Below are 22781 nucleotides of genomic sequence, written 5' to 3'. Positions count from 1 at the left end.
CGTTGCTTCGGCACCGCGTCGGGAGGCGCCGTATAGGACGCCCCGCATTCCTATGTCAACAACCCTTTTGCCGGCATTGCGAAGACGGCTCCGGCTTGCACCGGGCGGATGGCTCGCGATTCGGCTCGAGGATATCGCCGACCCGCCATGCGCAGCGTCGGCAACGATGGTAGAGGTGGTGTCGGTCCTCCGGTTACGCAAGACCCGAGCCAGGGGACCTGTCCATTATGGACGCGAGGGCGGCCGCCCTGCCCTTCCCGGAGGCGCCGATACATGGGCACCCGCTCCGGCCGAGGCAACGCGAAGGCCGGTCGCGTCGTTGGTATCCCGATGTGAGGGCGCCCATGGCCACGATTGCGATCCTGATCGGCACGCAGGCGGGGGCGCGGCTCCTGGCCGCCACTTCGGAACGGGAGGCGGCCCTCTCGGCCGAAGCCTTCTTGCAGCGCCTGCCCGTGCGGGCATTGCCGGCGCCGCTCTGGGTCCAATGCGCCGATCCCGGCGTCACCGGTCGCCTGACCGGCTATCTCAGCGAGCTGCAGGCCGAGCGGGTGCGCGAGCGCGACGCCCGGGTCTGACCCGAGATCTGAGCGGGGCCGCCGGATTCCCTTGTCCCGCATCCTGCTCTAACCCGGCGGGCATGAGCGACGCACCCGATTCAAGCCGGTCCGAGCCCCTGGCCGCCGGTGAGCCGGCCTCCCTGCGCAGGCTCCTGCGCCTGATGGCCGATCTGCGCGATCCCGAGCGCGGCTGCGCCTGGGACGTCCGGCAGACCTTCGCGACCATCGTGCCCTACACGATCGAGGAGGCCTACGAGGTCGCGGACGCGGTGGCGCGGGGCGACCGGGACGATCTGCGCGACGAGCTCGGCGACCTGCTCCTCCAGGTGGTGTTCCACGCCCGCATGGCCGAGGAGGAGGGCGCCTTCGCGTTCGACGACGTCGCCCGGGCGATCGGCGACAAGCTGGTCCGCCGCCACCCGCACGTGTTCGAGCCGGACGGGACCCCCCTCCCCGCGGGCTCGACCCTGCGCGACCCGGCGCAGGTCGAGGCGCAATGGGCGGCGATCAAGGCGCAGGAGCGGGTGGCCCGGGATCCCGGCGCCGCCGAACCGGATCCGCTCGGCGGCGTCGCCCGCGCCCTGCCGGCTCTGGCCCGGGCGGAGAAGATCTCCCGGCGGGCGGCGGCCTACGGGTTCGACTGGGGCAACGCCGCCCAGGTGATCGACAAGGTCCGGGAGGAGACCGACGAGGTCGCCGAGGCCCTGGCGGCCGGCGACCCGCAGGCCCTGTCGGAAGAGATCGGCGACCTGCTGTTCTCGGTGGCCAACCTCGCCCGGCATGCCGGGATCGATCCCGAGACTGCCCTGCGCGACGGCACCGCCAAGTTCGAGCGCCGCTTCGCCGCCATGGCGGCGCATCTGAAGGCTGCGGGCGGGGAACTCGGGCGCTCGGATCTCGCCGCCATGGAGGCGGCCTGGCAGGCGGCGAAGCGGGACGAGACGGCGTAGCGGGCGCGGCTTTCGCCCGCATGGCACGCCCGGACGTGAGGGGTCGACAGGTGGCGCGTCGCGCTTATCCTTCGGCCATGCGCATCCTCCTGCCCACCCTCGCCGTCCTCGCCGCGACCCTCGCCCTCCCCGTCCGAGCCGAGACGATCGTCAAGGAACGGTTCGGCTGCCACACCCAGGAGGTCACCGACCGCCTGTTCAAGCTGGTCATGGCCGGCGATGAATCGGGCTTCGGCCAGCTCCTGAACGGCAGCCTGGCCAGCGGCGAGTGCCGGACGTGGAAGCCCGGCGAGCAGGTGCGGCTCGAGACCCGGACGATGACCTACGGGTGCCTCGCCCTCACGAGCGGGCAGGATCGCTGCTACTGGACGCCGCTCAGCGCCATCGAGGCGGCGAAGTAGGATCTCGGGGCTCCGCCCCGGACCCCGCCAAAGGACTGAGCCCTTCGGGATCCCGGATCTCCAGGAAGGCGGAGGAGCGGGGGCCCTCCTCCGCCGCAGCCGTACTCAGGCCGCCTTCTTGGGGGCCTTGCCCTTCGGGGCCTCGGCATCGTCGTCCGCCGGGGTGCCCTCGGCGTTGATCGTCTCGGCGATCTTGGACAGCAGCGCGTCGGTCTTCTTCTCTTCCTGCAGGGTCTCGTCGAGGAGCTTGGCGGCCTCCTCGTGACCGAGCTGGCGGGCCCAGGTCTTCAGGGTGCCGTAGCGGGCGATCTCGTAATGCTCCACCGCCTGGGCGCAGGCGGCCAGCACCGCGTCGGCGGCCGGGCTGTCGGCGAAATCCTCCAGATCCTCCTCCATCTCCGAGGTGATGCCCTGCATCGCCTCGCAAGTTTTGGCGCGGGCGGGCTTGCCGATGATCTCGAACACCTGGGTCAGGCGCTCGACCTGCTGGGCGCTCTCCTCGGCATGGGTCTCGAAGGCCTGGCGCAGCTCCGGGTGCTCGGCCGCCTTGGCGGACTTCTTGAGCGCCTTCACGGATTGCTTCTCGGCATAATAGACGTCCTTCAGGGTCTCGTAGAAGGCGTCGTGCAGCGTCTTCGGCTTGGCCATGGCGGTCTATCTCCGATACGGGCCGCGTTCGGGAACGCGGCTTCCGGACGGGGAACGCCGGTCGGGCCCGACGGGTCCGGGCGAAATCTTCGCCCTGTGGAGGAACCTTTCGGGCCGGCCGGGACCGCTCAGTCGCCCTTCCGGCCCGGGCCCGATCCCCGCGGGCCCTCGACCTTCGGTGCCCGCGATGCGGGCGCAGCCGCCGGCTTGGGCCGCAGGCGGTCGAGGACGGCTTCGATGGCGCGCTCGACCTCGGCCTGCTCCGGCAGCGTGTCGGCGATCGGTGTCGTGCGGCCGGCCGCGCGGCGCTTCGTCATGTCCATCGCCCGTATCGGGGCCGGGCGACGCGATGTTCCAGCGCGTGCGGCGACCGCGCCACAGTCTATCCGCGGCGATCCCAGGATCAAAGCCTGCCGTGAGCCAGAGATCCCGGGATCCTGTGATCACGGTTTCTCAGGCATTGCTGGCCGGCGCGGCCGCCGTCCCGTCCGGGGCCGCGCGAATGCCGGCTCGCCGGCGCGCTCGATAGGCTGTCGCCTCAGCGGCGGCGGACCGGCCAGTCGATCACGCCGCCGGCCCAGAGCGCCGCCCAGACGAAGACCGGCTGAAACGCCAGCCTTGGGCCGTGGTACCACCAGGAATCCGGGATGCCATCGACATGGACGGCGTCGAAGGCGTGCTTGAGGTTGGCCGGGTAGACGCAGACCGCGTAGAGGGCGAGCCCGATCGCGGCCGCCCGGCGCAGCGACCGGGTCAGGAGCCCGATCGCCCCGGCGATCTCGCACAGGCCGGTGGCCAGGATCACCAAGCGCGGCGCCGGCACCCAATCCGGCATCAGCGGCAGCATCGCGTCCGCGGCCACGAGGTGGACGATCCCGATGCCGGCATAGATGAGGGCCAGGGCGTAGCGCAGCCGGCGGCGCCAGGTCTCGGATGTCGGCCCGGTCATCCGACCCGGTCTTCCGCGACCCCGCAGGCGCGGGCGATTGCGCTTCGCAGCGCCGCACTCAGCCGGGCCACGGCCGGGTGATCCGGGCTGGCGAAGGCGGTGGCGCCGATCGCCGTCACGGGGGCGAGGAGCCGCAGGGAGTTCGTCAGGAACACCGCCTCCGCGCCGAGCAGCTCGGGCAGGGACAGGGATTCCTCCTCCGCGCGCAAGCCGCACGCCCCGGCGAGCCCCAGCATCTCCGCGCGCACGATCCCGGCGAGCACGCCGTCGGCGAGCGGCGGCGTGACCAGCCTGTCGCCGAATAGCGCGAACAGGTTGCCAGTGCCCGCGCAGGCGACGCGGCCTCTCGTGTTGCAGAACAGGGATTCGTCGAAGCCCGACGCGGCGGCCTCCCCGGCGGCCAGCACCGCGTCGAGATACCCCAAGGTCTTGAGCCGGACGGCGGGCGAGGTGTCGTTGCGGGCGATCCCGGTCGGCCACAGCCGCAGGCGCGCGAAGGCCGCGCCCCTGGCGCTCGGCGCCGCGGTGGCGAACAGGGTCGGCTGCGGATCCACCGGGGGCTTCAGCCCGCGCGGACCGGAGCCCCGGGTGAGGGTGGTGCGGATCGCCAGCCGGTCGGCCTCCCCCCTGCCCTGTTCGGCCAGCGCCCGCATGGCCGCGCGGATTCTGTCCGCCTCGGCGGGGATCCCGAGGGTCTCCGCCCCGGCGCAGAGCCGGGCGATATGGGCGTCCTCGAAAGCCACCCGGCCGCCCAGCGCCAGCGCCGTGTCGAACAGGCCGTCGCCCAGGGTCAGGCCGCGATCGGTGTGGTCCAGGGGCGCCCGTGTTCCCGGGACGATCGTCCCGTCACGCCACAGCATCGTCGCGCCCGTCCTGATGGCCGTGCTCGTCGCGCCAGGCGCGGGCGAGGCCCAAAAAGTTGGCGAACAGGGCGTGGCCGCCCTCGGTCAGCACCGATTCCGGGTGGAACTGGATGCCGTAGGTCGGGTGGGTCCGGTGCGAGAGCGCCATCACCTCGCCCTCCTGCGAGACCGCGTCGACCGAGAGATGCTTGTCCATGTCGGGGCCGGGGGTGACCACCAGCGAGTGGTAGCGGCCCACGGGCATCGGCGCCGGAAGTCCGGAGAACAGCCGCTCGCCCCGGTGCTCGATCGGGGTCGCCTGACCGTGCAGGGGGCGCTGCGCCCGCGCGACCGTGCCGCCGAAGGCCGCGCCGATCGCCTGGTGGCCGAGGCAGACGCCGAGGATCGGCACCTCGCCGGACAGGTCGCGGATCGCCGGCAGGGAGATGCCGGCCTCCGCGGGGGTGCAGGGGCCCGGCGACACCACCAGGGCGTCGGGGGCGAGCGCCCGGATGCCGGCGACGTCGAGCGCGTCGCTGCGCACGACCCGGACCGTCTCGCCCAGCTCCTCCAGGTAGCGGACGACGTTGAAGACGAAGGAATCGTAATTGTCGAGGACCAGGATCATGCGAAGGCCTCGAACACCCGGGCGGCCTTGGCCAGGGTCTCGTCGTATTCCGGGCCGGGCTCCGACAGCAGGGTCACGCCGCCGCCGGCCTGCAGGACGGCCTGGCTGTCGTCCATGAACACGGTGCGGATCGCGATCGAGGTGTCGAGCGCGCCGTCGAAGCCGATCCGCCCGATGGCGCCGCAATAGAGCTCCCGGGCATCGCCCTCGATCTCGGTGATGATGTCCATGGCGCGGATCTTCGGGGCCCCGGTGATCGAGCCCCCGGGGAAGGTGCCCTCCAAGAGGTCGAGGGCGTCGAGCCCGTCGCGCAGCGTCCCGGTCACCACCGAGACGAGGTGGTGGACGTTGGCGTAGGTCTCGAGCCCGCACAGGGTGGGCACGGCGACGCTGCCGGGCGCGCAGACCCGGGACAGGTCGTTGCGCAAGAGGTCGACGATCATGACGTTCTCGGCCCGCTCCTTGACCGAGGCCAGGAGCGCCTCGGCCGCCGCCCGGTCGGCTTCCGGATCGTCGAGCCGGCGGGCGGTGCCCTTGATCGGCCGGGTCTCGACGTGCCGGCCGTCGAGCCGGATGAAGCGCTCGGGCGAGGACGACGCGACGGTCAGCCCTTCGAGTTCCAGATAGGCTCCGAAGGTCGCCGGATTGGTGGCGCGCAGGCGCCGGTAGAGCGCGAACGGGTCGAAACCCGCCGGCAGGTCGGCGCTGAAGCGCTGGGCGATGTTGGCCTGGTAGATGTCGCCGGCCCGGATATAGGCGCGGACCTTTTCGACTGCCTGTTCATAGGTTTGCCGGTCGAAGTTCGAGCGCCACACGAGGTCTTTTGCGGCCCTCGGCGGCGCTTCTTCCGGCGGGATCTCGGTGCCGAGCCGGTCGGCGAAGGCGGCGAGCCGCGCCTCGGCCCGCGCCTGCCGGGCCGCCGGCTCGGTCTCGGGGAAGCCGGTGGCGACGAGCCGGCAGGTGCCGGCGGCGTGGTCGATCACCAGCACCGTGTCGTACAGATTGACGGCGATGTCGTCGGTGAGCCCCGCCCGCCGGGCAGGGGCCGCGACCCGCTCGAGCTGCGCCCCGAGATCGTAGGCGAGATAGCCGATGGCGCCCCCCGGGAACGGGTTTTCGGGATCGGGCTCGACCCGGTAGGGCGCCAGGCAGGCCCGCAAAGCCGCGAACGGCCCGCCCTCGACCGGGCGCCCGTCCAAGGTCGCGCGCCCGTCGCGAAACCGGAAGCGCGCGAACGGGTCGGCGGCCACGATCGAGTGCCGGCCGAGCGCGTCGTGCCGCATGGCGCTGTCGAGGAAGGCGAGATCCGGCAGGGACCGCAACCGGGCGGCCGCCGCGACGGGATCGATGACGGGGATCTCTCGGGTCCAGATCTCTTGGGTCCAGATCGCTTGGGTCCACATGACCGGGTTCGGGCTCATGTCCTGAGGGCACGCGCCCCGCGCGCTGCCGTTGCACAGGCGATGCCGCGGGGAAAGCGGCAGTTCCGCGCAAGGCCGCGCCCGTCGAGGGCGGTCGGGACCCGTCCCGGGCGTGGGAGAAGGCCGGCAGGACCTGATGTGGGATCTCAGGAGCCGCCGGCAAACCCCTGCAAACAGCCAAGTTTCGATTGTGGCGCCAGCCTCCCGCACCGGGCCGGGCACCCCTGCGGCGGCCGGTCTCGCGCGAGCGCGTTAGAACCGCTATAGGGCGCGATCCCGAACGCCGATCCGCGCGCTCCGTGCGACCCGATCCACCGGCTGCACGCGAGGGTGGCGTCCGACCCGTCTTCCGAATGCGACCATGACCGCAACCGCCACGCCCGCACCTCAGGGAGCTACCCCCGGGGCCGCCCCCAAGATCTCGTTCGTCTCGCTGGGCTGCCCCAAGGCCCTGGTCGATTCCGAGCGGATCCTCACGCATCTGCGCGCCGAGGGCTACGAGCTGGCCCGCCGCCACGACGGGGCGGATGTGGTGATCGTCAACACCTGCGGGTTCCTGGATTCGGCCAAGGCGGAATCGCTCTCGGCGATCGGCGAGGCCATGGCCGAGAACGGCCGGGTGATCGTCACCGGCTGCATGGGCGCGCAGCCCGAGGAGATCCGCGCAAAGTATCCCGATTTGCTCGCGGTCACCGGGCCGCAGGCCTACGAATCCGTGGTGGCGGCGGTCCACGAGGCGGTGCCCCCGGCCCACGACCCGTTCCTCGATCTGGTGCCGCCGCAGGGGATCAAGCTCACCCCGCGCCACTACGCCTACCTGAAGATCTCGGAAGGGTGCAGCAACCGCTGCAGCTTCTGCATCATCCCGTCCCTGCGTGGGAACCTCGTCAGCCGCCTGGCCGGCGACGTGCTGCGCGAGGCCGAGAAGCTGGTCAAAGCCGGCGTGAAGGAGCTGCTGGTCGTCTCGCAGGATACCAGCGCCTACGGCGTCGATGTCCGCTACAGTGAGAGCCCGTGGCGCGACCGGAGCGTGCGGGCGAAGTTCTACGACCTGACCAAGGAGCTCGGCGAGCTCGGGGCCTGGGTGCGGCTGCACTACGTCTACCCCTACCCGCACGTGGACGAGGTCATCCCGCTGATGGCCGAGGGCAAGGTCCTTCCCTATCTCGACATGCCGCTCCAGCACGCCAGCCCCTCCGTGCTCAAGCGGATGCGCCGGCCCGGCAACCAGGAGCGCCAGCTCGACCGGATCCGCAGCTGGCGGCAGACCTGCCCGGACCTCGCCATCCGCTCGACCTTCATCGTCGGCTTCCCCGGCGAGACCGAGGCCGAGTTCGAGGAACTGCTGTCCTGGCTGCAGGAGGCCAAGCTCGATCGCGTCGGCTGCTTCGAATACGAGCCGGTGGCCGGCGCCACCGCCAACGCGCTGGGCGACCTCGTGCCGCCGGAGCTGAAGGCCGAGCGCAAGCGCCGGTTCATGGAGACGCAGAACGCGATCTCGCTCCGGCTCCAGCGGGCCAAGGTCGGCAAGCGGCTGGCCATGATCGTCGATTCCGTCGAGGGCGGGATCGCCAAGGGCCGGTCGAAGGCCGACGCCCCCGAGATCGACGGCACCGTCCACGCGGCCTTCCGGCGCCCGGTGCGCCCCGGCGACATCGTCACCGTGAAGATCGACCGGGCCGACGCCTACGACCTCTACGGCAGCGTGACCTGAGGCGGCCCGCCGCCCGCGCGGGATCGGACGAGCCTCCGACCCACCCCCTCATCCTGAGGGGCCGCAGCGCAGCGGAGACCTCGAAGGAGGCTCCAGCCGGCCGCGCGATACCTGGAAGCCTCCTTCGAGGCCGCTGACGCGGCACCTCAGGATGAGGGGGTGAGGCGGATATCCCTGTTGAGGTGCGCGCGACCCGCCTTGACCCCGCCGCCCCGCCGCGCTCTTTCGGAACAGACCAAGAACTCGAGCCGGACCCCGAGGCGGCGATGGATCCGGAGGTCGCCCTCCGCAAGATCATCCATATCGACATGGACGCGTTCTACGCCTCCGTGGAGCAGCGCGACGATCCCGCCCTGCGCGGGCTGCCGCTCGCCGTGGGCGGCTCCCGGGAGCGGGGCGTGGTGATGGCCGCGAGCTACGAGGCGCGCCGGTTCGGCGTGCGCTCGGCCATGCCGTCGGCCACCGCCCGGCGGCTCTGCCCGGACCTGCTGTTCGTGAAGCCGCGCTTCGAGGTCTACCGGGCGGTCTCGGAAGAGATCCGGGCGGTGTTCGCCCGGCACACGCCGGTGATCGAGCCCGTGGCCCTGGACGAGGCCTATCTCGACGTCACCGAGAATCTCCTGGGCCTTCCCACGGCGACGGCCGTCGCCAAGGCGATCCGGGCCGAGATCCTGGAGCGCACCGGCCTCGTCGCCTCGGCGGGGGTCTCGTACAACAAGTTCCTGGCCAAGGTCGCCTCCGACTACCGCAAGCCCGACGCCCTGTTCGTGATCACGCCGGCCATGGGGCCGGATTTCGTCGCCGCCCTGCCGATCGGCCGGTTCCACGGGGTCGGGCCGGTCACCGAGGCGAAGATGAAGCGGCTCGGCATCGAGACCGGGGCCGATCTGCGCGCCTGGGATCCGGACCGGCTGCGCGAGGCCTTCGGGTCGGCCGGGGCCTATTACCACGCGGTCGCCCGCGGGCTCGACATGCGGCCGGTGCGCGCCCACCGGGTGCGCAAGTCGATCGGGGCGGAGACCACCTTCTCGGAGGATACGGCCGCCTTCGAAATCCTGGCGGCGCGGCTCGCGCCCCTGTTCGACAAGGTCTGGGCCGGGGCGGATGCCAAGGGAATGCGGGCCCGGACCGTGACCCTGAAGCTCAAATTCTCGGATTTCGCGCAGGTCACCCGGGCGAAGTCGCTCTCCGCCCCGGTGGCCGACCGGGCCGCCCTCGAGCGGATCGGCCTGGACCTGCTCGCCGGCCTGTTTCCCCTCCGGCGCAGCGCCCGGCTGATCGGGATCGCGCTCTCGGGCTTCGAGCAGGGGGAAAAAGAAGAGCCGCTGCAGCTCGGGCTGGGGCTCTAGGCCCGCGTCCGGGCCGCCGGGACCGGACCGATACGCCGGGTTCCCGGTGTCGCATCCTCCTTTATCCCGAGGGCCGCACACCACCTTTCGGAATGATGCTCCGATCCGTCGCAGGCGCACCATGGTGCGCTGCCGCGTCCATTGTGCGGTGCCACACGTCGGCTGCGGCTCGGCAACCACAGATGGGGGTCATCCCGTGCGGTCGAGGATCGCCCGAACCGCGCCCACATCAAAGGATCCGCCCCATGTCGAAGCCCTTCTCCCTGGCCCTGGCGGCCGCTCTGCTGCTGAGCGTGCCGGCGGGCGCCGCCCGCGCCGACAACACCGCGTCGTTCGGGGCCGCCAACGCCGCCCTCCTGCGGGGCTACACCGCGAGCCCTCCGCAGCTCTACGTTTCGTCGGGCAGCCCGGGCTACGGCTTCCTCAGCGACGGGACCGCCCCCACCGATGCGATCACCGCGCCGCAGCGGCCGAGGGCGCCGGTCCGCGCCCGCTGACGCGAAGCGGCCCGGGCCAAGCAGGCCCGGGCTTCCTGGATCAGGCGTTCTTGCGCGGGCGATGGTTCGGGTCGATGCCGCCGTCCGGCTTGGTCTCGTTCTCGACGTCGCCCTCGAAGGTCGAATCCGCCTCCAGGTCTTCCGGGTCGGCGCCGCTCATGCCCTTGGACGTGCCGATGCCGGGATTGCCCTTGAGGTCGGCGTCGGTCGGGGTCTCGGTCTTCGGGTGCTTGGATGACATCGCCTGACTCCTGTCGGGTTCCGGAGCCGGGCCAACGCGTCGGGCTCCGGGCGGTCGCCCGCCGCGCATGCGGCGGTTCGCCTCCCGGGGCGTTCAGGCGATCGCGTCCGAGCCGATCCGGCGCACGCCGGCCGCCGCCATCCGGGCCCAGGCCGCTTCGACCGACCCGTCGAGGTCGATCCCGCGCACCGCATCCGCCACCACCCAGACGTCGAAACCCGCCGCGCAGGCATCGAGCGCGCTCCAGAGCACGCAGAAATCGGTGGCGAGGCCGCACAGGACGACGCGGGAGATGCCGCGCTCGGTGAGCGCGCCGGCCAGCCCGGTGCGGGTGGTGCGGTCGGCTTCGAGAAACGCCGAGTAGCTGTCGACGCGCGGGTCCAGGCCCTTGCGGACCACCAGGCTCGCCCGGTCGGTGGCCAGCCCCGGCGCGAAGCCCGCGCCCGGGCTGCCCTGGACGCAGTGCCGGGGCCACAGAACCTGCGGGCCGTAGGGCAGCGCCACCGTCTCGAACGGGGCCCGCCCGGGATGGGTGTCCGCGAAGGAGACGTGGTCGGCCGGATGCCAGTCCTGCATCAGCGCCACGTGCCGGAAACGGTGCTGGAGCGCGTTGACCGGCCCGACCACCGCGTCCCCGTCCGGGACGGGGAGGGCCCCGCCCGGCAGGAAATCGACCTGCACGTCGATGACGAGGAGCAGGTCGGCAGCGCCGGGTGTCACGGCAGCATCACGATCGAGCCGGTGGTCTCCCGGCCGGCCAGGTCCCGGTGCACCTGCTGCGCCTCGGCGAGCGGGTAGGTCGCGTTGACGGCGATCTTCACGGCGCCGTCGCCGACCACCTTGAACAGGCGGGCGGCCGCCTCCTCCAGGGTGGCGCGGTTGGACGAGAAGGTCGCCAGCGTCGGCCGCGTCACATAGAGCGAGCCGCGCGGGGCGAGCAGGCCGAGATCGAGCCCGGTGATCGGCCCGGAGGCCGAGCCGAAGCTCGCCAGCAGGCCGAGCGGCGCGAGGCTGTCGAGCGAGCCCATCAGGGTCGCCTGGCCGACGCCGTCATAGACCACGGGCACGCCCTTGCCGTCGGTCAGCTCGCGCACCCGCTTGGCGACGTCCTCCTGGCGGTACAGGATGACGTGGTCGCAGCCGTTCTGCTTGGCCAGCTCCGCCTTCTCGGGGCTGCCGGCGGTGCCGATCACCGTGGCGCCGAGATGCTTGGCCCATTGGCAGGCGATCAGGCCGACGCCGCCGGCGGCGGCGTGCCACAGGATCGTGTCGCCGGGCTTCACCGCGTAGGTCCGGTGCAGCAGGTACTCGGCGGTCAGGCCCTTGAGCATCATGGCGGCGGCGGTCTTCTCGTCGACGCCGTCGGGGATCGGCACTGCGGCGGCGGCCGGGATCACCGCCTCCTCGGCGTAGCAGCCATCCGGCACCGAGCCGTAGGCCACCCGGTCGCCGGGCTTGATGTTCGAGACCCCCTCGCCCACCGCCGAGACGGTGCCGGCGCCCTCCTTGCCGGGGGTGTAGGGCATGTGCGGCGACTTGTAGGCGCCGGTGCGGAAGTAGATGTCGATGAAGTTGACGCCGATGGCGGCTTGGCGGACCCGGATCTGCCCGGGGCCGGGCTCGGCCAGGGGCACGTCCTCGAACTTCATCACCTCGGGGCCGCCGTACTCGTAGACCCGGATCGCCTTCGGCATCGTCGTACTCCGCTCGAGCCCCGTTGCGCCGGGACGTCGCGGACTCGAGATAACGGAGCACCCGCCGGAGGCAATTGCTTTTTGCCGTTCGCTCTGCGGTTGCGGCCCGATCTGAAACCCGAATCCTGGATCCGGCGGCCCGCGCCGCCTATCTTGAGTCCCGCCTATCCTCCGACCGGAAGTCGCGAACCAATGTCCGGCACCACCCGCACCAGCGCCGACCTCGATCCGCGCCGCCGCCGCCTCCTGTACCGGTCCTGGCACCGGGGCATCCGGGAGATGGACCTGATCATGGGCCGCTTCGCCGATGCCGAGATCGGGACCCTGTCGGAGGCGGAGCTCGACCAGTTCGAGGCGCTGATCGAGGTGCCCGACCGCGACCTGTTCAAGTGGCTCACCGGCGAGGTCGAGACGCCGTCGAACTACGACACGTCGGTCTGGCGCCGCGTGCGCGCGTTCCACCGGCACGACGCGCCGATTCATTCCTGAGAGCGAAAGCCCGCGATGGACGAACCCAAGCCGACCTACGACCATCCCGCCCGCTCGATCGCCACCGAGCTCGTGGTCCGCATCATGCTGGAGATGATGGAGCGCAGCGACCCGGCGCTGCGCGCCGAGATCCTGCGCCAGGCCACCGGCCGCGCCGCCGCGATGACCGAGGGCATGCCCAATGCCGACTTCTTCCGCGGCCGGGTCGAGGCCGCGCTGGCGGAGATCGTCGGGCCCGACGCGTAGGAGCTGGGGCTCAGCGCCCCTTCCCGGCCGCCTGTAACGGATGCCGTCCAATCAGGTTTTCGCCTTTGAACAGGCCAGGATGTGACTCCTGGCGGGCGCGGGGGCGCGTCGCAGTCTGCAAGAGCGACAGTGCCTCAAACCTGTGTCGCTTGCTCCCAGAAGGCATCGTCGAGGCTGGCGGCCGGAACGCGCCATCGCGATGACGTTGCAGCAGCGTTCCATCCGCCAGGCGCGTGAACAAGATCGCGTCGTCCTGCGCCATGGCGGATCCCCCTGTGATCGTCCGGCGCGGTGAAAGTGCCGCGCCCCGGCTGGCGCGCGCCTCCCCGAATCGCACCGGGACACACGTTCCCCGCTGGAGCGCTGCCGCCATATAGGACATCGTCAGCCACCCCAACGCCGCCGCCGGGATGCTTTATCACGACGGCTCAATGGGCTAACGCCGGCCCGCGTCAGCCCTCCCTGTGCCCGGCGGGACTCCCCGCGAAAGACCCGATGGCCAAGCCCCAGCCGAAATCCGCCCCGAAGCCCCCTGCCCCGGCTGCAAAGCCCCAGGTCGCGCGCTTCGCGCTGCCGAAGTCCTCGGCGCTCGCGCAGGCGCTCGAGGCCCTGAAGCGCGGCGACAGCCCGGTCCTGGCGAACGCTCCGGAGGGATTCGACGCCCTGGCGGTGGCCGACCTCGCCCGGGCCCTGGCGCCCACCGTCGATGCCCCCGCGGTGCTGGTGCATGTGGCGCGCGATTCCGGGCGCTCGGCGGCGTTCCAGTCGGCGCTCGGCTTCGTCGCGCCCGAGATGGACGTGATGAACCTGCCGGCCTGGGACTGCCAGCCCTACGACCGGGTCTCGCCGACCACGGCCACGGCCGCCGCCCGGATGACCGCGCTCGCCCGCCTCGCCCGGACCCGCTCCGCCGAGGACCGCCCGCGCATCCTGTGCACCACGGTCAACGCCCTGGTGCAGCGGGTGCCGCCCCGGGGCCACATCGCCAAGGAGGCGTTCTCGGCCGCGATCGGCAACGTCGTGGCGATGGACGACGTGGTCGCCTGGGTCGAGGCCAACGGCTTCATGCGCACCGGCACGGTGCGGGATACGGGCGAGTACGCGGTGCGCGGCGGCATCCTCGACCTGTCGCCCCCCGGCCTGCCGGCGCCGATCCGCCTCGATTTCTTCGGCGACACCCTCGAATCGATCCGCGCCTTCGACCCGGAGACCCAGCGCACCACCGGCCAGCTGCGCTCCCTCGACCTGATGCCGATGAGCGAGGTCCAGCTCACCACCGAGACGATCCGGCGCTTCCGCCAGGGCTACATCCAGAGCTTCGGCGCCGCGACCCGGGACGACCGGCTCTACGAGACCGTGAGCGAGGGCCGCCGCTATGCCGGCCTCGAGCACTGGATGCCGCTGTTCTACGATCGCCTCGACACCCTGTTCGACTATCTCGGCGGCGTGCCGCTGGTGTTCGACCCGCAGGTCGAGGATGCCGCCGCCGAGCGGATCAGCCTCGTGCAGGATTACTACCAGGCCCGCGAGGGGGCGATGAAGACGCCGCAGGCCGGCGTTGCCCCCTACAAGCCGCTGCCACCCCGCGCCCTCTACCTGACCCCGAACGAGCTGAAGGAGCGGATCGCCGCCGCCACCGTGGCGCGGCTGACCCCCTTCGCCCAGCCGGATTCGCCCGAGCGTGCCGTCATCGATTGCGGCGCCAAGGCCGGGCGCAGCTTCGCCCGGGAGCGCGCCAACGAGAGCGCCAGCGTGTTCGACGCGGCGGTGGCCCATATCCGCGACCTCCAGGGATCCGGGCATCACGTGATCCTGGGATCCTGGTCCGACGGCTCCCGCGACCGGCTCTGCGGCGTGCTCACCGACCACGGCCTGAAGAAGCCCGTGGCGATCACCCGCCTGTCGGACGTCTACGCGCTCAAGCGCGGCGCCGATTCCGCCGTGGCGGTCTGGGGCCTGGAAGCCGGCTTCACGGTGGGCGAGCTCGCCGTCGTCTCCGAGGGCGACATCCTGGGCGACCGGCTGGTGCGCCAGAAGCGCAAGGCCAAGCGGCCCCAGGACGTGATCCTGGAGGTGCAGGCGCTCCAGCCCGGCGACCTCGTGGTCCATGCCGACCACGGGATCGGCCGGTTCTCCGGCCTGAAGACGATCCACGCCGCCGGCGCCCCGCACGATTGCCTGGAGCTGAGCTACACCGGCGGCCTGCTGCTGCTGCCGGTGGAGAATATCGAGCTCCTGACCCGCTACGGCTCGGAGGATTCCGAGGTCGCCCTCGACCGGCTCGGCGGCGGCGCCTGGCAGGCCCGCAAGGCCAAGATGAAGCGCCGCATCCTCGAGATGGCGGGCGAGCTGATCAAGGTCGCGGCCCAGCGCTTCGTCCGGAAGGCCCCGGTGCTCAAGGCGCCCGAGGGTCTCTACGGCGAGTTCGCCGCCCGCTTCCCGTTCGAGGAGACCGAGGACCAGGCCAACGCCATCGACGCGGTGCTGGACGACCTCAATGCCGGCCGGCCGATGGACCGGCTGGTCTGCGGCGATGTCGGCTTCGGCAAGACCGAGGTGGCTCTGCGCGCCGCCTTCGCGGCGGCGATCGCCGGCAAGCAGGTGGCGGTGATCGTGCCGACCACCCTGCTGGCCCGCCAGCATTTCCGCACCTTCGCCGAGCGCTTCAAGGGCCTTCCGGTCCAGGTCGCCCAGCTCTCCCGGTTCGTCTCGGCCGCCGACATGAAGCAGGCCCGGGCCGGGCTCGCCGACGGCACCGTCGACATCGTGGTCGGCACCCACGCGCTGCTCGCCAAGAACATCGCGTTCAAGGATCTCGGCCTGATCATCGTCGACGAGGAGCAGCATTTCGGCGTCGCCCACAAGGAGCGGCTGAAGGCGCTCCAGGCGGATGTCCACGTCCTGACGCTTTCGGCGACCCCGATCCCGCGCACGCTCCAGCTCGCCATGACCGGCGTGCGCGAGCTCTCGATCATCGCCACGCCGCCGGTGGACCGGCTGGTGGTGCGCACCTTCGTGACGCCGTTCGACCCGCTGACCATCCGGGAGGCGCTGCTGCGCGAGCGCTACCGCGGCGGCCAGTCCTTCTACGTCGTGCCCCGCATCGAGGACCTGGCGGAGGTGAAGAAATTCCTCGACGCCGAGATGCCGGAGATCAAGGTCGCGATCGCCCACGGCCAGATGGCGGCGGGCCAGCTCGAGGACGTGATGACCGCCTTCTACGAGGGCAAGTTCGACGTGCTGCTCTCGACCACCATCGTGGAATCGGGCCTCGACATCCCCACCGCCAACACGCTGATCGTGCACCGGGCCGACATGTTCGGCCTAGCCCAGCTCTACCAGCTGCGCGGCCGGGTCGGCCGCTCGAAGGCGCGCGCCTACGCGCTGTTCACGACCCCGGCCAACCGCCAGCTCACCACCCAGGCCGAGCAGCGGCTCAAGGTGCTGCAGAGCCTCGACACATTGGGCGCGGGCTTCCAGCTCGCCAGCCACGACCTCGACATCCGCGGCGCCGGCAACCTTCTGGGCGACGCCCAGTCCGGCCACATCAAGGAGGTCGGCTACGAGCTCTACCAGCAGATGCTGGAGGACGCGGTCACGGGGCTCAAGGCCGGCATCGAGGACGTCCCCGAGGAGGCGTGGTCGCCGACCATCGCGCTCGGCGCCCCCGTGACCATCCCGGAGACCTACGTGGAGGATCTCGGCGCGCGGCTGGCCCTCTACCGGCGGCTCGCAACCCTCCAGGACGATGCCGAGATGGAGAGCTTCGGGGCCGAGATGATCGACCGGTTCGGGCCGCTGCCGCCGGAGGTGGAGCAGCTCCTCAAGATCGGCACGATCAAGATCCTGTGCCTCAAGGCCAATGTCGAGAAGGTCGAGGCCGGCCCGAAGGGCGTGGTCGTCCACTTCCGCGACAAGTCCTACGCCAACCCGCAGGGGCTGGTGGCGTACGTCGCCGAGCAGGCCTCCTTCGCCAAGGTGCGGCCCGACATGAGCGTCGTGTTCGTGCGCGAACTGACCACGATCCCGGCCCGGCTCAAGACCGCCACGGAGGTGCTGCGCAGCCTGGTCAAGATCGCCGAGCGGGTGAAGAAGGCGGCGTGAGGGGCGGGGGCGACAGCGCCCCTCCAAACCACCCCCCTCATCCTGAGGCGCGTTCGCGCAGCGGACGCCTCGAAGGAGCCCTCCAGAAGTCGTTGCGATCCCTGGAAGCCTCCTTCGAGGCCCGCTGACGCGGGCACCTCAGGATGAGGGCGCGGGTGGGAGCGTCGCGTGCGTGTTGCACCGTCCGCCCGTCTCTGGCTCTGTGCCCCGGCACAGCCCAGGAGACGCGCAGATGGCAAACCCGGCGCAGGCCACCGGCGCGTCAGACGCGGCAGGATCCGAGAAAAACGCCTTCCTGACGCCCCTGTTCACCGACCGCCGGGTCGTGGCGGTGCTGGGCTTAGGCTTCGCGCAGGGCATCCCGTTCCTGCTCGTCTACGCGACGCAATCGGCCTGGCTGGTCCAGGCCAAGGTGCCGCTGGCGACGATCGGGCTGATGAGCGAGCTGACCATCGCGTACAAGCTCAAGTTCCTCTGGGCGCCGTTCCTCGACCGGCACGACGCGCCCCTGCTCGGGCGCTGGCTCGGGCGGCGGCGGGGCTGGATCGTCGCCGCGCAGATCCTGGTGGCGCTGGCGCTGGCCGGGGTGGCCTTCGGCGACCCGGCGCATTGGCTCGCCTGGACGGTGGCGTTCTCGCTGGCGCTCGGGGTGGCGGGGGCGACCCAGGACGTGGTGATCGACGGCTGGCGCATCACCGTCGCGCCGCCCGAGCGGCAGGCGCTGATGTCGTCCTGGGCCGAGATCGGCTACCGGGTCGGCAACCTCGCGGCTGGGGCCGGCGCCCTCTACCTGTCGGACGCCTATGGCTGGCGCGCCGCCTATCTGTGCATGGCTCTGCTGCTCGCCCCCGGCACGATCGCCGCGCTGCTGGCGCCGGAGCCCCCGGCCGCGCCGCTGCCGCCCGGCGGCTTCGTCGAGACGGTCTGGGCGCCGATCCGCGACCTGCTCGCCCGGCTCGGCCCCCTGGCGGTGCCGGTGCTCGCGCTGGTCGCGGGCTTCCGGATGCCCGGCTACGTGTCGAGCACCATGGCGATCCCGCTGTTCAAGACGCTAGGCTACACCAACACCGACATCGCCACGGTGACCAAGCTGTTCGGCTTCTGGATCGCGCTCGGCGGCACCTTCCTGGCCAGCGCCATCATCCCGCGGATCGGCATGATGGCGAGCCTCCTGATCGGCACCGTGGCGGCCTCGGCCTCGCATCTGGCGCTCGCCTATCTCGCCTGGCACGGCGGCCATGGCGGGGCGGCGTTCTGGACCTTCGCGGTCACGGTCGGGATCGACGGCTTCGCCTACGCCTTCGCGTCGATCGTGCTGATCACCTACATGTCCCGCCTCGCGGCCACCGAGCACGCGGCCAGCCAATACGCCCTGCTGACCTCACTCTGCGCCCTGCCGGGCAGCCTGCTCGCCGGGCTCTCGGGCTTCGTCATCGAGCAGACCGGCTTCACGTGGTTCTTCGTCGGCACCGCCCTGATCGGCGTGCCGGTGGCGCTGCTCTGCCTCCTGGTCGCCCGGCGGCACGGGCCCATGGAGGCGCCGGCCGCGTGAGCGCGCCGGTCCTGCTCAGTCTTCGCAGGCCGCCGACGGGTGTTCGGTCGGTTGTTCTGGAGTTCCCGGCGGCGTCGACGGGTGTTCCAGGCCGGCCCGCCGCGCCGCGTCGGGTCTTTAGCCAAGATTAACCATGGGGATGCCTAATGGGCTGGACGGTTGATGTCCTCCCCAGACGGGCAACCCAGGCCACGTGCGCGGAAAAAGCCTCCGCGGGCGAACGGCGACGGCTGCCGGGTGGGGAAGCGCGTACGCGAGTTCCCGCATGGCCCAGGTTGCGTATTCCCGACCCGCGTACCGCGACGCGGCCCCGATGCCGGCCTTTGCCCCGGCGCCCTACCCGCGCCTGGCCTACGAGGCGCCCGACGCGCCGCCGACCCGGGCTCCCTACCCGAGCGCCATGCGGCGCGCCCGCCGCCGCGCCCGGCTGACGGCGCTGATCTCCCTGGCCGCCCTGTCCATGGCCGGCTGGACCGTGCTGACCCTGCCGCACGGGCTGCCGATCAGCTGGAACCCGCCCGCCCCGGTGGCCGAGGCGCAGCCCGCCCCCGAATCCCGGCCCGCGCCGCGTCCGAGCATCGCCTGGATGCTCGATCCGAGCCCGGCGCTCGGCTCCGGTGCCGCCACGGCCTTCGGGGCGCCGCCCCCGGCCGCATCCTTCCAGGTCGCGATGGCCGAGCCGTCCCCGGCCGTCCGGGAGATCGCCCAGCGGGTCGCCCGGAAGGTGGTCCAGGCCCGGATGGCGTCGGTCGAGCCGGCCCCGGCTCCCGCCGTGCAGGCCCCCATCATCCAAGCCCCTGTCGTGCAGGCCGCCGCCGTGCCGCCCAGGGCGGCCGCGCCGGTCCGGGTCGCCGCCGCCGAGCCGACGCCCGCGGCCCTCGCGCCGAGCCTCGTCCCGCTGCCGGTCGCCCGCCCGTCCGAGTTGCGGCGCCCGGCCGTGGCCCCGGCGCCCCGGGTCGCGGCCCGCGCCCTGCCCCGCACCCGCGACGTGTTCCGCGCCGCCATGGCGGAGGAGCCGTCCTTCCTCGAGAAGCTGTTCGGCGTCGGCGCCGCCGCGCCCCGGGCCGAGTCGCGCCAGGCGCTGGCCTATGCCAGCCCGGATGCCCTGCCCCAGGAGGCGCCGCGCACCCGGATCAGCGCGGCCCCGGAATCCGTGGCCGGCACCGCCGTCTACGACATCACCGCCCGCACCGTGACCCTGCCCTCCGGCGAGGTGCTGGAGGCCCATTCCGGCCTCGGCGAGGCCATGGACGACCCGCGCTACGTCCACCTGCGCATGCGCGGCTCGACGCCCCCCGGTACCTACGACCTGACCGAGCGCGAGCGCCTGTTCCACGGGGTCCGGGCGATCCGCCTCAACCCGGTGGGCGGCAGCCGCGCGATCCACGGCCGCGACGGCCTGCTCGCCCACACCTACATGCTGCGCCAGCCCGGCGCCTCGAACGGCTGCGTCTCGTTCCGCGACTACAACCGCTTCCTGCAGGCGTTCCTGCGGGGCGAGGTCCGCCGCCTGGTGGTGGTGGCCGGCAGCCGGGGCGACTTCTTCGGCAGCCGGGTCGGGATGGTCGACCGCCCGGGCCGGCGGGGCTGATCTGAGGTTCGCTGGATAGAGCGGAGCGCGTATCGGCACGCCCGCGCGGCGCATGAGCGAGGCTGAACGCCGCCGTCCCGAAAGGATCGTGCGGAGTTCGGATGGGGCGGGGCTGCCCCGAAAGTCCGAGGCTGCCCGCACGGCCCGCGCCTTTACGCGCCCGCCCAAGCCTGCCTTAACGGGGCCAGACGCCAGCCCTGACAAGAGGCACCCGATGAAACTGCCCCGCCGCTTCTTCCAGCCCCTCGCCACCGGCGCGCCGGCCCCGTTCCGCGAGTTGCCGGTGCGGCTGGAGCGGATGATCCATTTCGTCCCGCCCCACAACGACAAGGTCCGCGCCCGGGTGCCCGAGCTCGCCGGCACCGTCGACGTGGTGCTGGGCAACCTGGAGGACGCAGTCCCGGCCGACCAGAAGGAGGCGGCCCGCAAGGGCTTCGTCGCCCTAGCCCAGGCGACCGATTTCGCCGCCACCGGCACCGGCCTCTGGACGCGGATCAACGCCCTCAACTCGCCCTGGATCTTGGACGACCTGTTCACGATCGTGGCCGAGGTCGGGAGCAAGCTCGACGTCGTGATGGTGCCCAAGGTCGAGGGGCCCTGGGACATCCACTACGTCGACCAGCTGCTCGCCCAGCTCGAGGCCCGGCACGGGGTGACCAAGCCGATCCTGATCCACGCGATCCTGGAGACCGCCGAGGGCGTGGCCAATGTCGACGCCATCGCGTCGGCCTCGCCGCGGATGCACGGCATGAGCCTCGGGCCGGCGGATCTCGCGGCGTCGCGCGGCATGAAGACCACCCGGGTCGGCGGCGGCCACCCGGATTACCGGGTGCTCAGCGATCCCGCGGGCGACGCCCCCCGGGCCACGGCCCAGCAGGACCTCTGGCACTACACCATCGCCAAGATGGTCGATGCCTGCATGGCCAACGGCCTCAAGGCGTTCTACGGCCCGTTCGGCGACTTCTCCGACGGCGATGCCTGCGAGGCGCAGTTCCGCAACGCCTTCCTGATGGGCTGCGCCGGCGCCTGGACGCTGCATCCGAGCCAGGTCGCGATCGCCAAGCGGGTTTTTGCGCCCGACCCCGCCGAGGTCGCCTTCGCGGCCCGCATCGTCGCCGCGATGCCCGACGGCACCGGCGCCGTGATGCTCGACGGCAAGATGCAGGACGACGCCACCTGGAAGCAGGCCAAGGTCATCGTGGACCTCGCCAAGCTGGTTGCCGCGAAGGATCCGGAGCTGGCGGCTGTGTATCAGCTGGGGTAGCGCGCGGGGGGCGATGCGCGCCATCCGGAATCCAAGGCCGGCACGGCCCGGCGATACTCGTTCAGAAGGAGGCGCGGGTCCCCTCTCCCGTGCGGGAGAGGGACAGGGTGAGGGGACAGGTCTTTCCGGATAGGGCAGGTCCCTCACCCCAACCCTCTCCCGCACGGGAGAGGGGGCGCCTCGCGGTTTCAGACATGAATGCGCCTCCAATCCGTCTATGGAGGCGAGAGCACCCGCGCGCGTGAGAGCGCGGTATCATCCGGTCGATTCGGTGCCGTGCCGTTGAGACGACCCGGTGAGCAAGTCGATCCCGCGTGCCCGCCATCTCCGCCGGAACCAGACCACCGCCGAGGCCAAGCTCTGGCGCGTCCTGCGGAACCGTGCGCTCAACGGCTGGAAGTTCCGCCGCCAGTATCCGATCGACCGCTTCATCGTCGATTTCGCCTGTGTCGAGGCGAGGCTCGTGGTGGAAGTCGACGGCGCAACGCATTCGACCGAGCGAGAGCGTCTCTACGACGCGGCACGCGCGCGGATCATCGAGGCCTGCGGCTTCGCCCTGCTGCGCATCCTGAATGCCGACATCCACCAGGATCTCGACGGTGTGCGCGAGACTATCTGGGCTGCCCTCCCGTCCGGCGATCCGGTGTGACGCCCCTCACCCCCCGAACCGCGCCCGATAATCCTGCGGCGTCGCCGCGACGTGCCTCAGGAAACTGCGCCGGAGGGTCTCCTCGGAGCCGAAGCCGCAGGTCCGGGCGATGCGTTTTACCGGCTGCGCGGTCTCGGCCAGCGCCCGCCGCGCCGCCTCGATCCGCAGGCGCTCCACGGCCTTGGCCGGGGTCAGGCCGGTCGCCGCCCGGTAGTGCCGGCTGAGGCTGCGCGCGCTCATCCCGGCGGCCTCCGCCAGGACCGGAAGCGAGAGATCCCCCGCCAGGTTGTCGGCGATGAAGGCGTGGAGCGCCCCGAAACGGTCCTCCCCGGCCTGCAGGGCCAGAGCCGCGCTGAACTGCGCCTGCCCGCCGGGGCGCTTCAGGAACATCACGAGGTGGCGCGCCACCGCCAGGGCGAGGTCGCGGCCGAGATCGGCCTCCACCAATGCGAGCGCCAGGTCGATCCCCGCGGTGACGCCCGCGGAGGTCCAGACCGGGCCGTCCTGCACGAAGATCGGGTCGGGCTCGACCCGGGCCAGCGGGTAGCGCCGGGCCAGGGCGCCGCAATGCTTCCAGTGGGTCACGGCCCGCCGTCCGTCCAAAAGCCCGGCGGCCCCGAGCAGGAAGGCGCCGGTGCAGACCGAGGCGACCCGGCGCGCCCGCCCGGCCCGGTCCCGCGCCCAGCCCACCAGCGCCGGGTCGGCCAAGGCCGCCGTGACCCCGGGGCCGCCCGCGACGATCAGCGTGTCCACCGGCGCGTCGCGCTCCGGCAACGGGTCGGCCACCAGGCGCAGCCCGGCCGAGGCGGTGAGCGCCCCGTCGCCGGCCGCGATCACCCGCGGCGCGTAAGGCGCGAGCCCGCCGCTGAGGTCGTTCGCCGTGGCGAACACCTGAAGCGGCCCGGCCACGTCGAGGAGCTGCACCGCCGGGAAGGCCAGCAGCTCCACGGGACGCGGCGCCTGTGGCGAGAAACGAGGGGTCTTTGGCATCT

Annotated in this window: 24 protein-coding genes; 13 read left to right on the top strand and 11 right to left on the bottom strand. The window is 72.0% G+C overall.

What is annotated here, in order from left to right; all coding sequences use genetic code 11:
* Positions 1 to 344 precede the first annotated feature (344 nt).
* The 3 genes from LGR69_RS20505 (at position 345) to LGR69_RS20495 (ending at position 1911) form a co-directional block, all read left to right on the top strand.
* Entirely contained in the window at positions 345 to 578 is a 234-nt protein-coding gene (locus tag LGR69_RS20505; RefSeq protein WP_007559087.1) for a hypothetical protein, read from the top strand.
* Positions 579 to 640: 62 nt separating this feature from the next.
* The gene (gene mazG, locus LGR69_RS20500) at positions 641 to 1510 is read left to right on the top strand and encodes a nucleoside triphosphate pyrophosphohydrolase (RefSeq protein ID WP_230367181.1); all 870 of its coding nucleotides are present in this window, start codon (positions 641 to 643) and stop codon (positions 1508 to 1510) included.
* Between the two features lie 77 nt (positions 1511 to 1587).
* Entirely contained in the window at positions 1588 to 1911 is a 324-nt protein-coding gene (locus LGR69_RS20495) for a hypothetical protein (protein WP_230367180.1), read from the top strand.
* A gap of 105 nt (positions 1912 to 2016) precedes the next feature.
* Here the strand turns inward: LGR69_RS20495 and LGR69_RS20490 are convergent, their stop codons facing one another.
* From LGR69_RS20490 to pabB, 6 genes are all read right to left on the bottom strand, one after another.
* Complete coding sequence (locus tag LGR69_RS20490) at positions 2017 to 2559, bottom strand: YciE/YciF ferroxidase family protein (protein ID WP_091864324.1); 543 nt, start codon at positions 2557 to 2559, stop codon at positions 2017 to 2019.
* A 128-nt stretch (positions 2560 to 2687) separates the two neighbouring features.
* Positions 2688 to 2876, bottom strand: a complete 189-nt coding sequence (locus tag LGR69_RS20485; RefSeq protein ID WP_230367179.1) for a hypothetical protein — start codon at positions 2874 to 2876, stop codon at positions 2688 to 2690.
* A gap of 221 nt (positions 2877 to 3097) precedes the next feature.
* Entirely contained in the window at positions 3098 to 3508 is a 411-nt protein-coding gene (locus LGR69_RS20480) for a DoxX family protein (RefSeq protein WP_007559097.1), read from the bottom strand.
* The gene (locus tag LGR69_RS20475; RefSeq protein ID WP_230367178.1) at positions 3505 to 4368 is read right to left on the bottom strand and encodes an aminotransferase class IV; all 864 of its coding nucleotides are present in this window, start codon (positions 4366 to 4368) and stop codon (positions 3505 to 3507) included. The genes LGR69_RS20480 and LGR69_RS20475 overlap by 4 nt, the downstream gene beginning before the upstream one ends.
* Positions 4355 to 4978, bottom strand: coding sequence for an anthranilate synthase component II (locus LGR69_RS20470; RefSeq protein WP_230367177.1), 624 nt, complete (start codon positions 4976 to 4978; stop codon positions 4355 to 4357). The genes LGR69_RS20475 and LGR69_RS20470 overlap by 14 nt, the downstream gene beginning before the upstream one ends.
* Entirely contained in the window at positions 4975 to 6381 is a 1407-nt protein-coding gene (gene pabB, locus LGR69_RS20465; protein WP_230367176.1) for an aminodeoxychorismate synthase component I, read from the bottom strand. The genes LGR69_RS20470 and pabB overlap by 4 nt, the downstream gene beginning before the upstream one ends.
* A 379-nt stretch (positions 6382 to 6760) precedes the next feature.
* Here pabB and rimO point away from each other — a divergent pair, with 379 nt between their 5' ends.
* The 3 genes from rimO to LGR69_RS20450 all read left to right on the top strand — a co-directional run bounded on the left by rimO (position 6761) and on the right by LGR69_RS20450 (position 9959).
* Complete coding sequence (rimO, locus tag LGR69_RS20460) at positions 6761 to 8113, top strand: 30S ribosomal protein S12 methylthiotransferase RimO (protein ID WP_230367175.1); 1353 nt, start codon at positions 6761 to 6763, stop codon at positions 8111 to 8113.
* A gap of 266 nt (positions 8114 to 8379) precedes the next feature.
* A complete protein-coding gene (gene dinB / locus LGR69_RS20455) occupies positions 8380 to 9462 on the top strand; it encodes a DNA polymerase IV (RefSeq protein ID WP_230367174.1) in 1083 nt (360 codons plus the stop codon).
* A 245-nt stretch (positions 9463 to 9707) separates the two neighbouring features.
* Positions 9708 to 9959 carry a hypothetical protein gene (locus tag LGR69_RS20450; RefSeq protein WP_230367173.1) on the top strand — a complete coding sequence of 84 codons (252 nt, stop codon included), beginning with the start codon at positions 9708 to 9710 and terminating at the stop codon, positions 9957 to 9959.
* A 40-nt stretch (positions 9960 to 9999) separates the two neighbouring features.
* On the opposite strand, the gene LGR69_RS20445 is transcribed toward LGR69_RS20450, so the two are convergent.
* The 3 genes from LGR69_RS20445 to LGR69_RS20435 all read right to left on the bottom strand — a co-directional run bounded on the left by LGR69_RS20445 (position 10000) and on the right by LGR69_RS20435 (position 11894).
* Positions 10000 to 10200 carry a hypothetical protein gene (locus LGR69_RS20445; protein ID WP_007559109.1) on the bottom strand — a complete coding sequence of 67 codons (201 nt, stop codon included), beginning with the start codon at positions 10198 to 10200 and terminating at the stop codon, positions 10000 to 10002.
* A gap of 93 nt (positions 10201 to 10293) precedes the next feature.
* Positions 10294 to 10920 (bottom strand): bifunctional nicotinamidase/pyrazinamidase, encoded by a 627-nt coding sequence (pncA, locus tag LGR69_RS20440; protein WP_230367172.1) that lies wholly within the window; start codon positions 10918 to 10920, stop codon positions 10294 to 10296.
* Entirely contained in the window at positions 10917 to 11894 is a 978-nt protein-coding gene (locus LGR69_RS20435) for a quinone oxidoreductase family protein (protein ID WP_007559112.1), read from the bottom strand. Before LGR69_RS20435 ends, pncA begins: the two co-directional genes overlap by 4 nt.
* Before the next feature lie 192 nt (positions 11895 to 12086).
* Between LGR69_RS20435 and LGR69_RS20430 the strand changes: the two genes are divergently transcribed.
* Both LGR69_RS20430 and LGR69_RS20425 read left to right on the top strand, forming a co-directional pair.
* A complete protein-coding gene (locus LGR69_RS20430; protein ID WP_091864333.1) occupies positions 12087 to 12383 on the top strand; it encodes an FAD assembly factor SdhE in 297 nt (98 codons plus the stop codon).
* A gap of 15 nt (positions 12384 to 12398) precedes the next feature.
* Positions 12399 to 12629, top strand: a complete 231-nt coding sequence (locus LGR69_RS20425; RefSeq protein ID WP_007559116.1) for a hypothetical protein — start codon at positions 12399 to 12401, stop codon at positions 12627 to 12629.
* A gap of 10 nt (positions 12630 to 12639) precedes the next feature.
* Here the strand turns inward: LGR69_RS20425 and LGR69_RS20420 are convergent, their stop codons facing one another.
* Positions 12640 to 12891 carry a hypothetical protein gene (locus LGR69_RS20420; protein WP_230367171.1) on the bottom strand — a complete coding sequence of 84 codons (252 nt, stop codon included), beginning with the start codon at positions 12889 to 12891 and terminating at the stop codon, positions 12640 to 12642.
* Positions 12892 to 13124: 233 nt separating this feature from the next.
* Here LGR69_RS20420 and mfd point away from each other — a divergent pair, with 233 nt between their 5' ends.
* The 5 genes from mfd to LGR69_RS20395 all read left to right on the top strand — a co-directional run bounded on the left by mfd (position 13125) and on the right by LGR69_RS20395 (position 21789).
* On the top strand, positions 13125 to 16733 hold the full coding sequence (gene mfd / locus LGR69_RS20415; protein WP_230367170.1) for a transcription-repair coupling factor: 3609 nt from the start codon (positions 13125 to 13127) through the stop codon (positions 16731 to 16733).
* 232 nt (positions 16734 to 16965) lie between these two features.
* Positions 16966 to 18285, top strand: coding sequence for an AmpG family muropeptide MFS transporter (locus tag LGR69_RS20410; RefSeq protein ID WP_091864335.1), 1320 nt, complete (start codon positions 16966 to 16968; stop codon positions 18283 to 18285).
* 265 nt (positions 18286 to 18550) lie between these two features.
* Positions 18551 to 19876, top strand: coding sequence for a DUF2778 domain-containing protein (locus LGR69_RS20405; RefSeq protein WP_230367169.1), 1326 nt, complete (start codon positions 18551 to 18553; stop codon positions 19874 to 19876).
* A gap of 214 nt (positions 19877 to 20090) precedes the next feature.
* The gene (locus LGR69_RS20400; RefSeq protein ID WP_230367168.1) at positions 20091 to 21140 is read left to right on the top strand and encodes an HpcH/HpaI aldolase/citrate lyase family protein; all 1050 of its coding nucleotides are present in this window, start codon (positions 20091 to 20093) and stop codon (positions 21138 to 21140) included.
* A 295-nt stretch (positions 21141 to 21435) separates the two neighbouring features.
* Positions 21436 to 21789, top strand: coding sequence for an endonuclease domain-containing protein (locus LGR69_RS20395; protein ID WP_007559126.1), 354 nt, complete (start codon positions 21436 to 21438; stop codon positions 21787 to 21789).
* 6 nt (positions 21790 to 21795) lie between these two features.
* Here the strand turns inward: LGR69_RS20395 and LGR69_RS20390 are convergent, their stop codons facing one another.
* Positions 21796 to 22779, bottom strand: coding sequence for a GlxA family transcriptional regulator (locus LGR69_RS20390; protein WP_230367167.1), 984 nt, complete (start codon positions 22777 to 22779; stop codon positions 21796 to 21798).
* Positions 22780 to 22781: the final 2 nt, after the last annotated feature.

This window comes from Methylobacterium brachiatum (genome assembly GCF_020523825.1).
GTDB classification, from domain to species: domain Bacteria; phylum Pseudomonadota; class Alphaproteobacteria; order Rhizobiales; family Beijerinckiaceae; genus Methylobacterium; species Methylobacterium brachiatum.
The sequence above is the reverse complement of the archived record's forward strand: the minus strand, read 5'-3'. Positions and strand labels throughout refer to the sequence as shown.

Bases quoted from the DNA above. Each gene is read 5' to 3' on its own strand.
- LGR69_RS20435 (WP_007559112.1), bottom strand. From the start codon at position 11,894: ATGCCGAAGGCGATCCGGGTCTACGAGTACGGCGGCCCCGAGGTGATG.
- LGR69_RS20485 (WP_230367179.1), bottom strand. From the start codon at position 2,876: ATGACGAAGCGCCGCGCGGCCGGCCGCACGACACCGATCGCCGACACG.
- LGR69_RS20495 (WP_230367180.1), top strand. From the start codon at position 1,588: ATGCGCATCCTCCTGCCCACCCTCGCCGTCCTCGCCGCGACCCTCGCC.
- rimO (WP_230367175.1), top strand. From the start codon at position 6,761: ATGACCGCAACCGCCACGCCCGCACCTCAGGGAGCTACCCCCGGGGCC.
- LGR69_RS20445 (WP_007559109.1), bottom strand. From the start codon at position 10,200: ATGTCATCCAAGCACCCGAAGACCGAGACCCCGACCGACGCCGACCTC.
- LGR69_RS20390 (WP_230367167.1), bottom strand. From the start codon at position 22,779: ATGCCAAAGACCCCTCGTTTCTCGCCACAGGCGCCGCGTCCCGTGGAG.
- LGR69_RS20475 (WP_230367178.1), bottom strand. From the start codon at position 4,368: ATGCTGTGGCGTGACGGGACGATCGTCCCGGGAACACGGGCGCCCCTG.
- LGR69_RS20505 (WP_007559087.1), top strand. From the start codon at position 345: ATGGCCACGATTGCGATCCTGATCGGCACGCAGGCGGGGGCGCGGCTC.
- LGR69_RS20405 (WP_230367169.1), top strand. From the start codon at position 18,551: ATGGCCCAGGTTGCGTATTCCCGACCCGCGTACCGCGACGCGGCCCCG.
- LGR69_RS20410 (WP_091864335.1), top strand. From the start codon at position 16,966: ATGGCAAACCCGGCGCAGGCCACCGGCGCGTCAGACGCGGCAGGATCC.
- dinB (WP_230367174.1), top strand. From the start codon at position 8,380: ATGGATCCGGAGGTCGCCCTCCGCAAGATCATCCATATCGACATGGAC.
- LGR69_RS20400 (WP_230367168.1), top strand. From the start codon at position 20,091: ATGAAACTGCCCCGCCGCTTCTTCCAGCCCCTCGCCACCGGCGCGCCG.
- LGR69_RS20480 (WP_007559097.1), bottom strand. From the start codon at position 3,508: ATGACCGGGCCGACATCCGAGACCTGGCGCCGCCGGCTGCGCTACGCC.
- LGR69_RS20420 (WP_230367171.1), bottom strand. From the start codon at position 12,891: ATGGCGCAGGACGACGCGATCTTGTTCACGCGCCTGGCGGATGGAACG.
- LGR69_RS20490 (WP_091864324.1), bottom strand. From the start codon at position 2,559: ATGGCCAAGCCGAAGACGCTGCACGACGCCTTCTACGAGACCCTGAAG.
- mfd (WP_230367170.1), top strand. From the start codon at position 13,125: ATGGCCAAGCCCCAGCCGAAATCCGCCCCGAAGCCCCCTGCCCCGGCT.
- LGR69_RS20470 (WP_230367177.1), bottom strand. From the start codon at position 4,978: ATGATCCTGGTCCTCGACAATTACGATTCCTTCGTCTTCAACGTCGTC.
- mazG (WP_230367181.1), top strand. From the start codon at position 641: ATGAGCGACGCACCCGATTCAAGCCGGTCCGAGCCCCTGGCCGCCGGT.
- LGR69_RS20430 (WP_091864333.1), top strand. From the start codon at position 12,087: ATGTCCGGCACCACCCGCACCAGCGCCGACCTCGATCCGCGCCGCCGC.
- LGR69_RS20450 (WP_230367173.1), top strand. From the start codon at position 9,708: ATGTCGAAGCCCTTCTCCCTGGCCCTGGCGGCCGCTCTGCTGCTGAGC.
- pabB (WP_230367176.1), bottom strand. From the start codon at position 6,381: ATGTGGACCCAAGCGATCTGGACCCAAGAGATCTGGACCCGAGAGATC.
- LGR69_RS20425 (WP_007559116.1), top strand. From the start codon at position 12,399: ATGGACGAACCCAAGCCGACCTACGACCATCCCGCCCGCTCGATCGCC.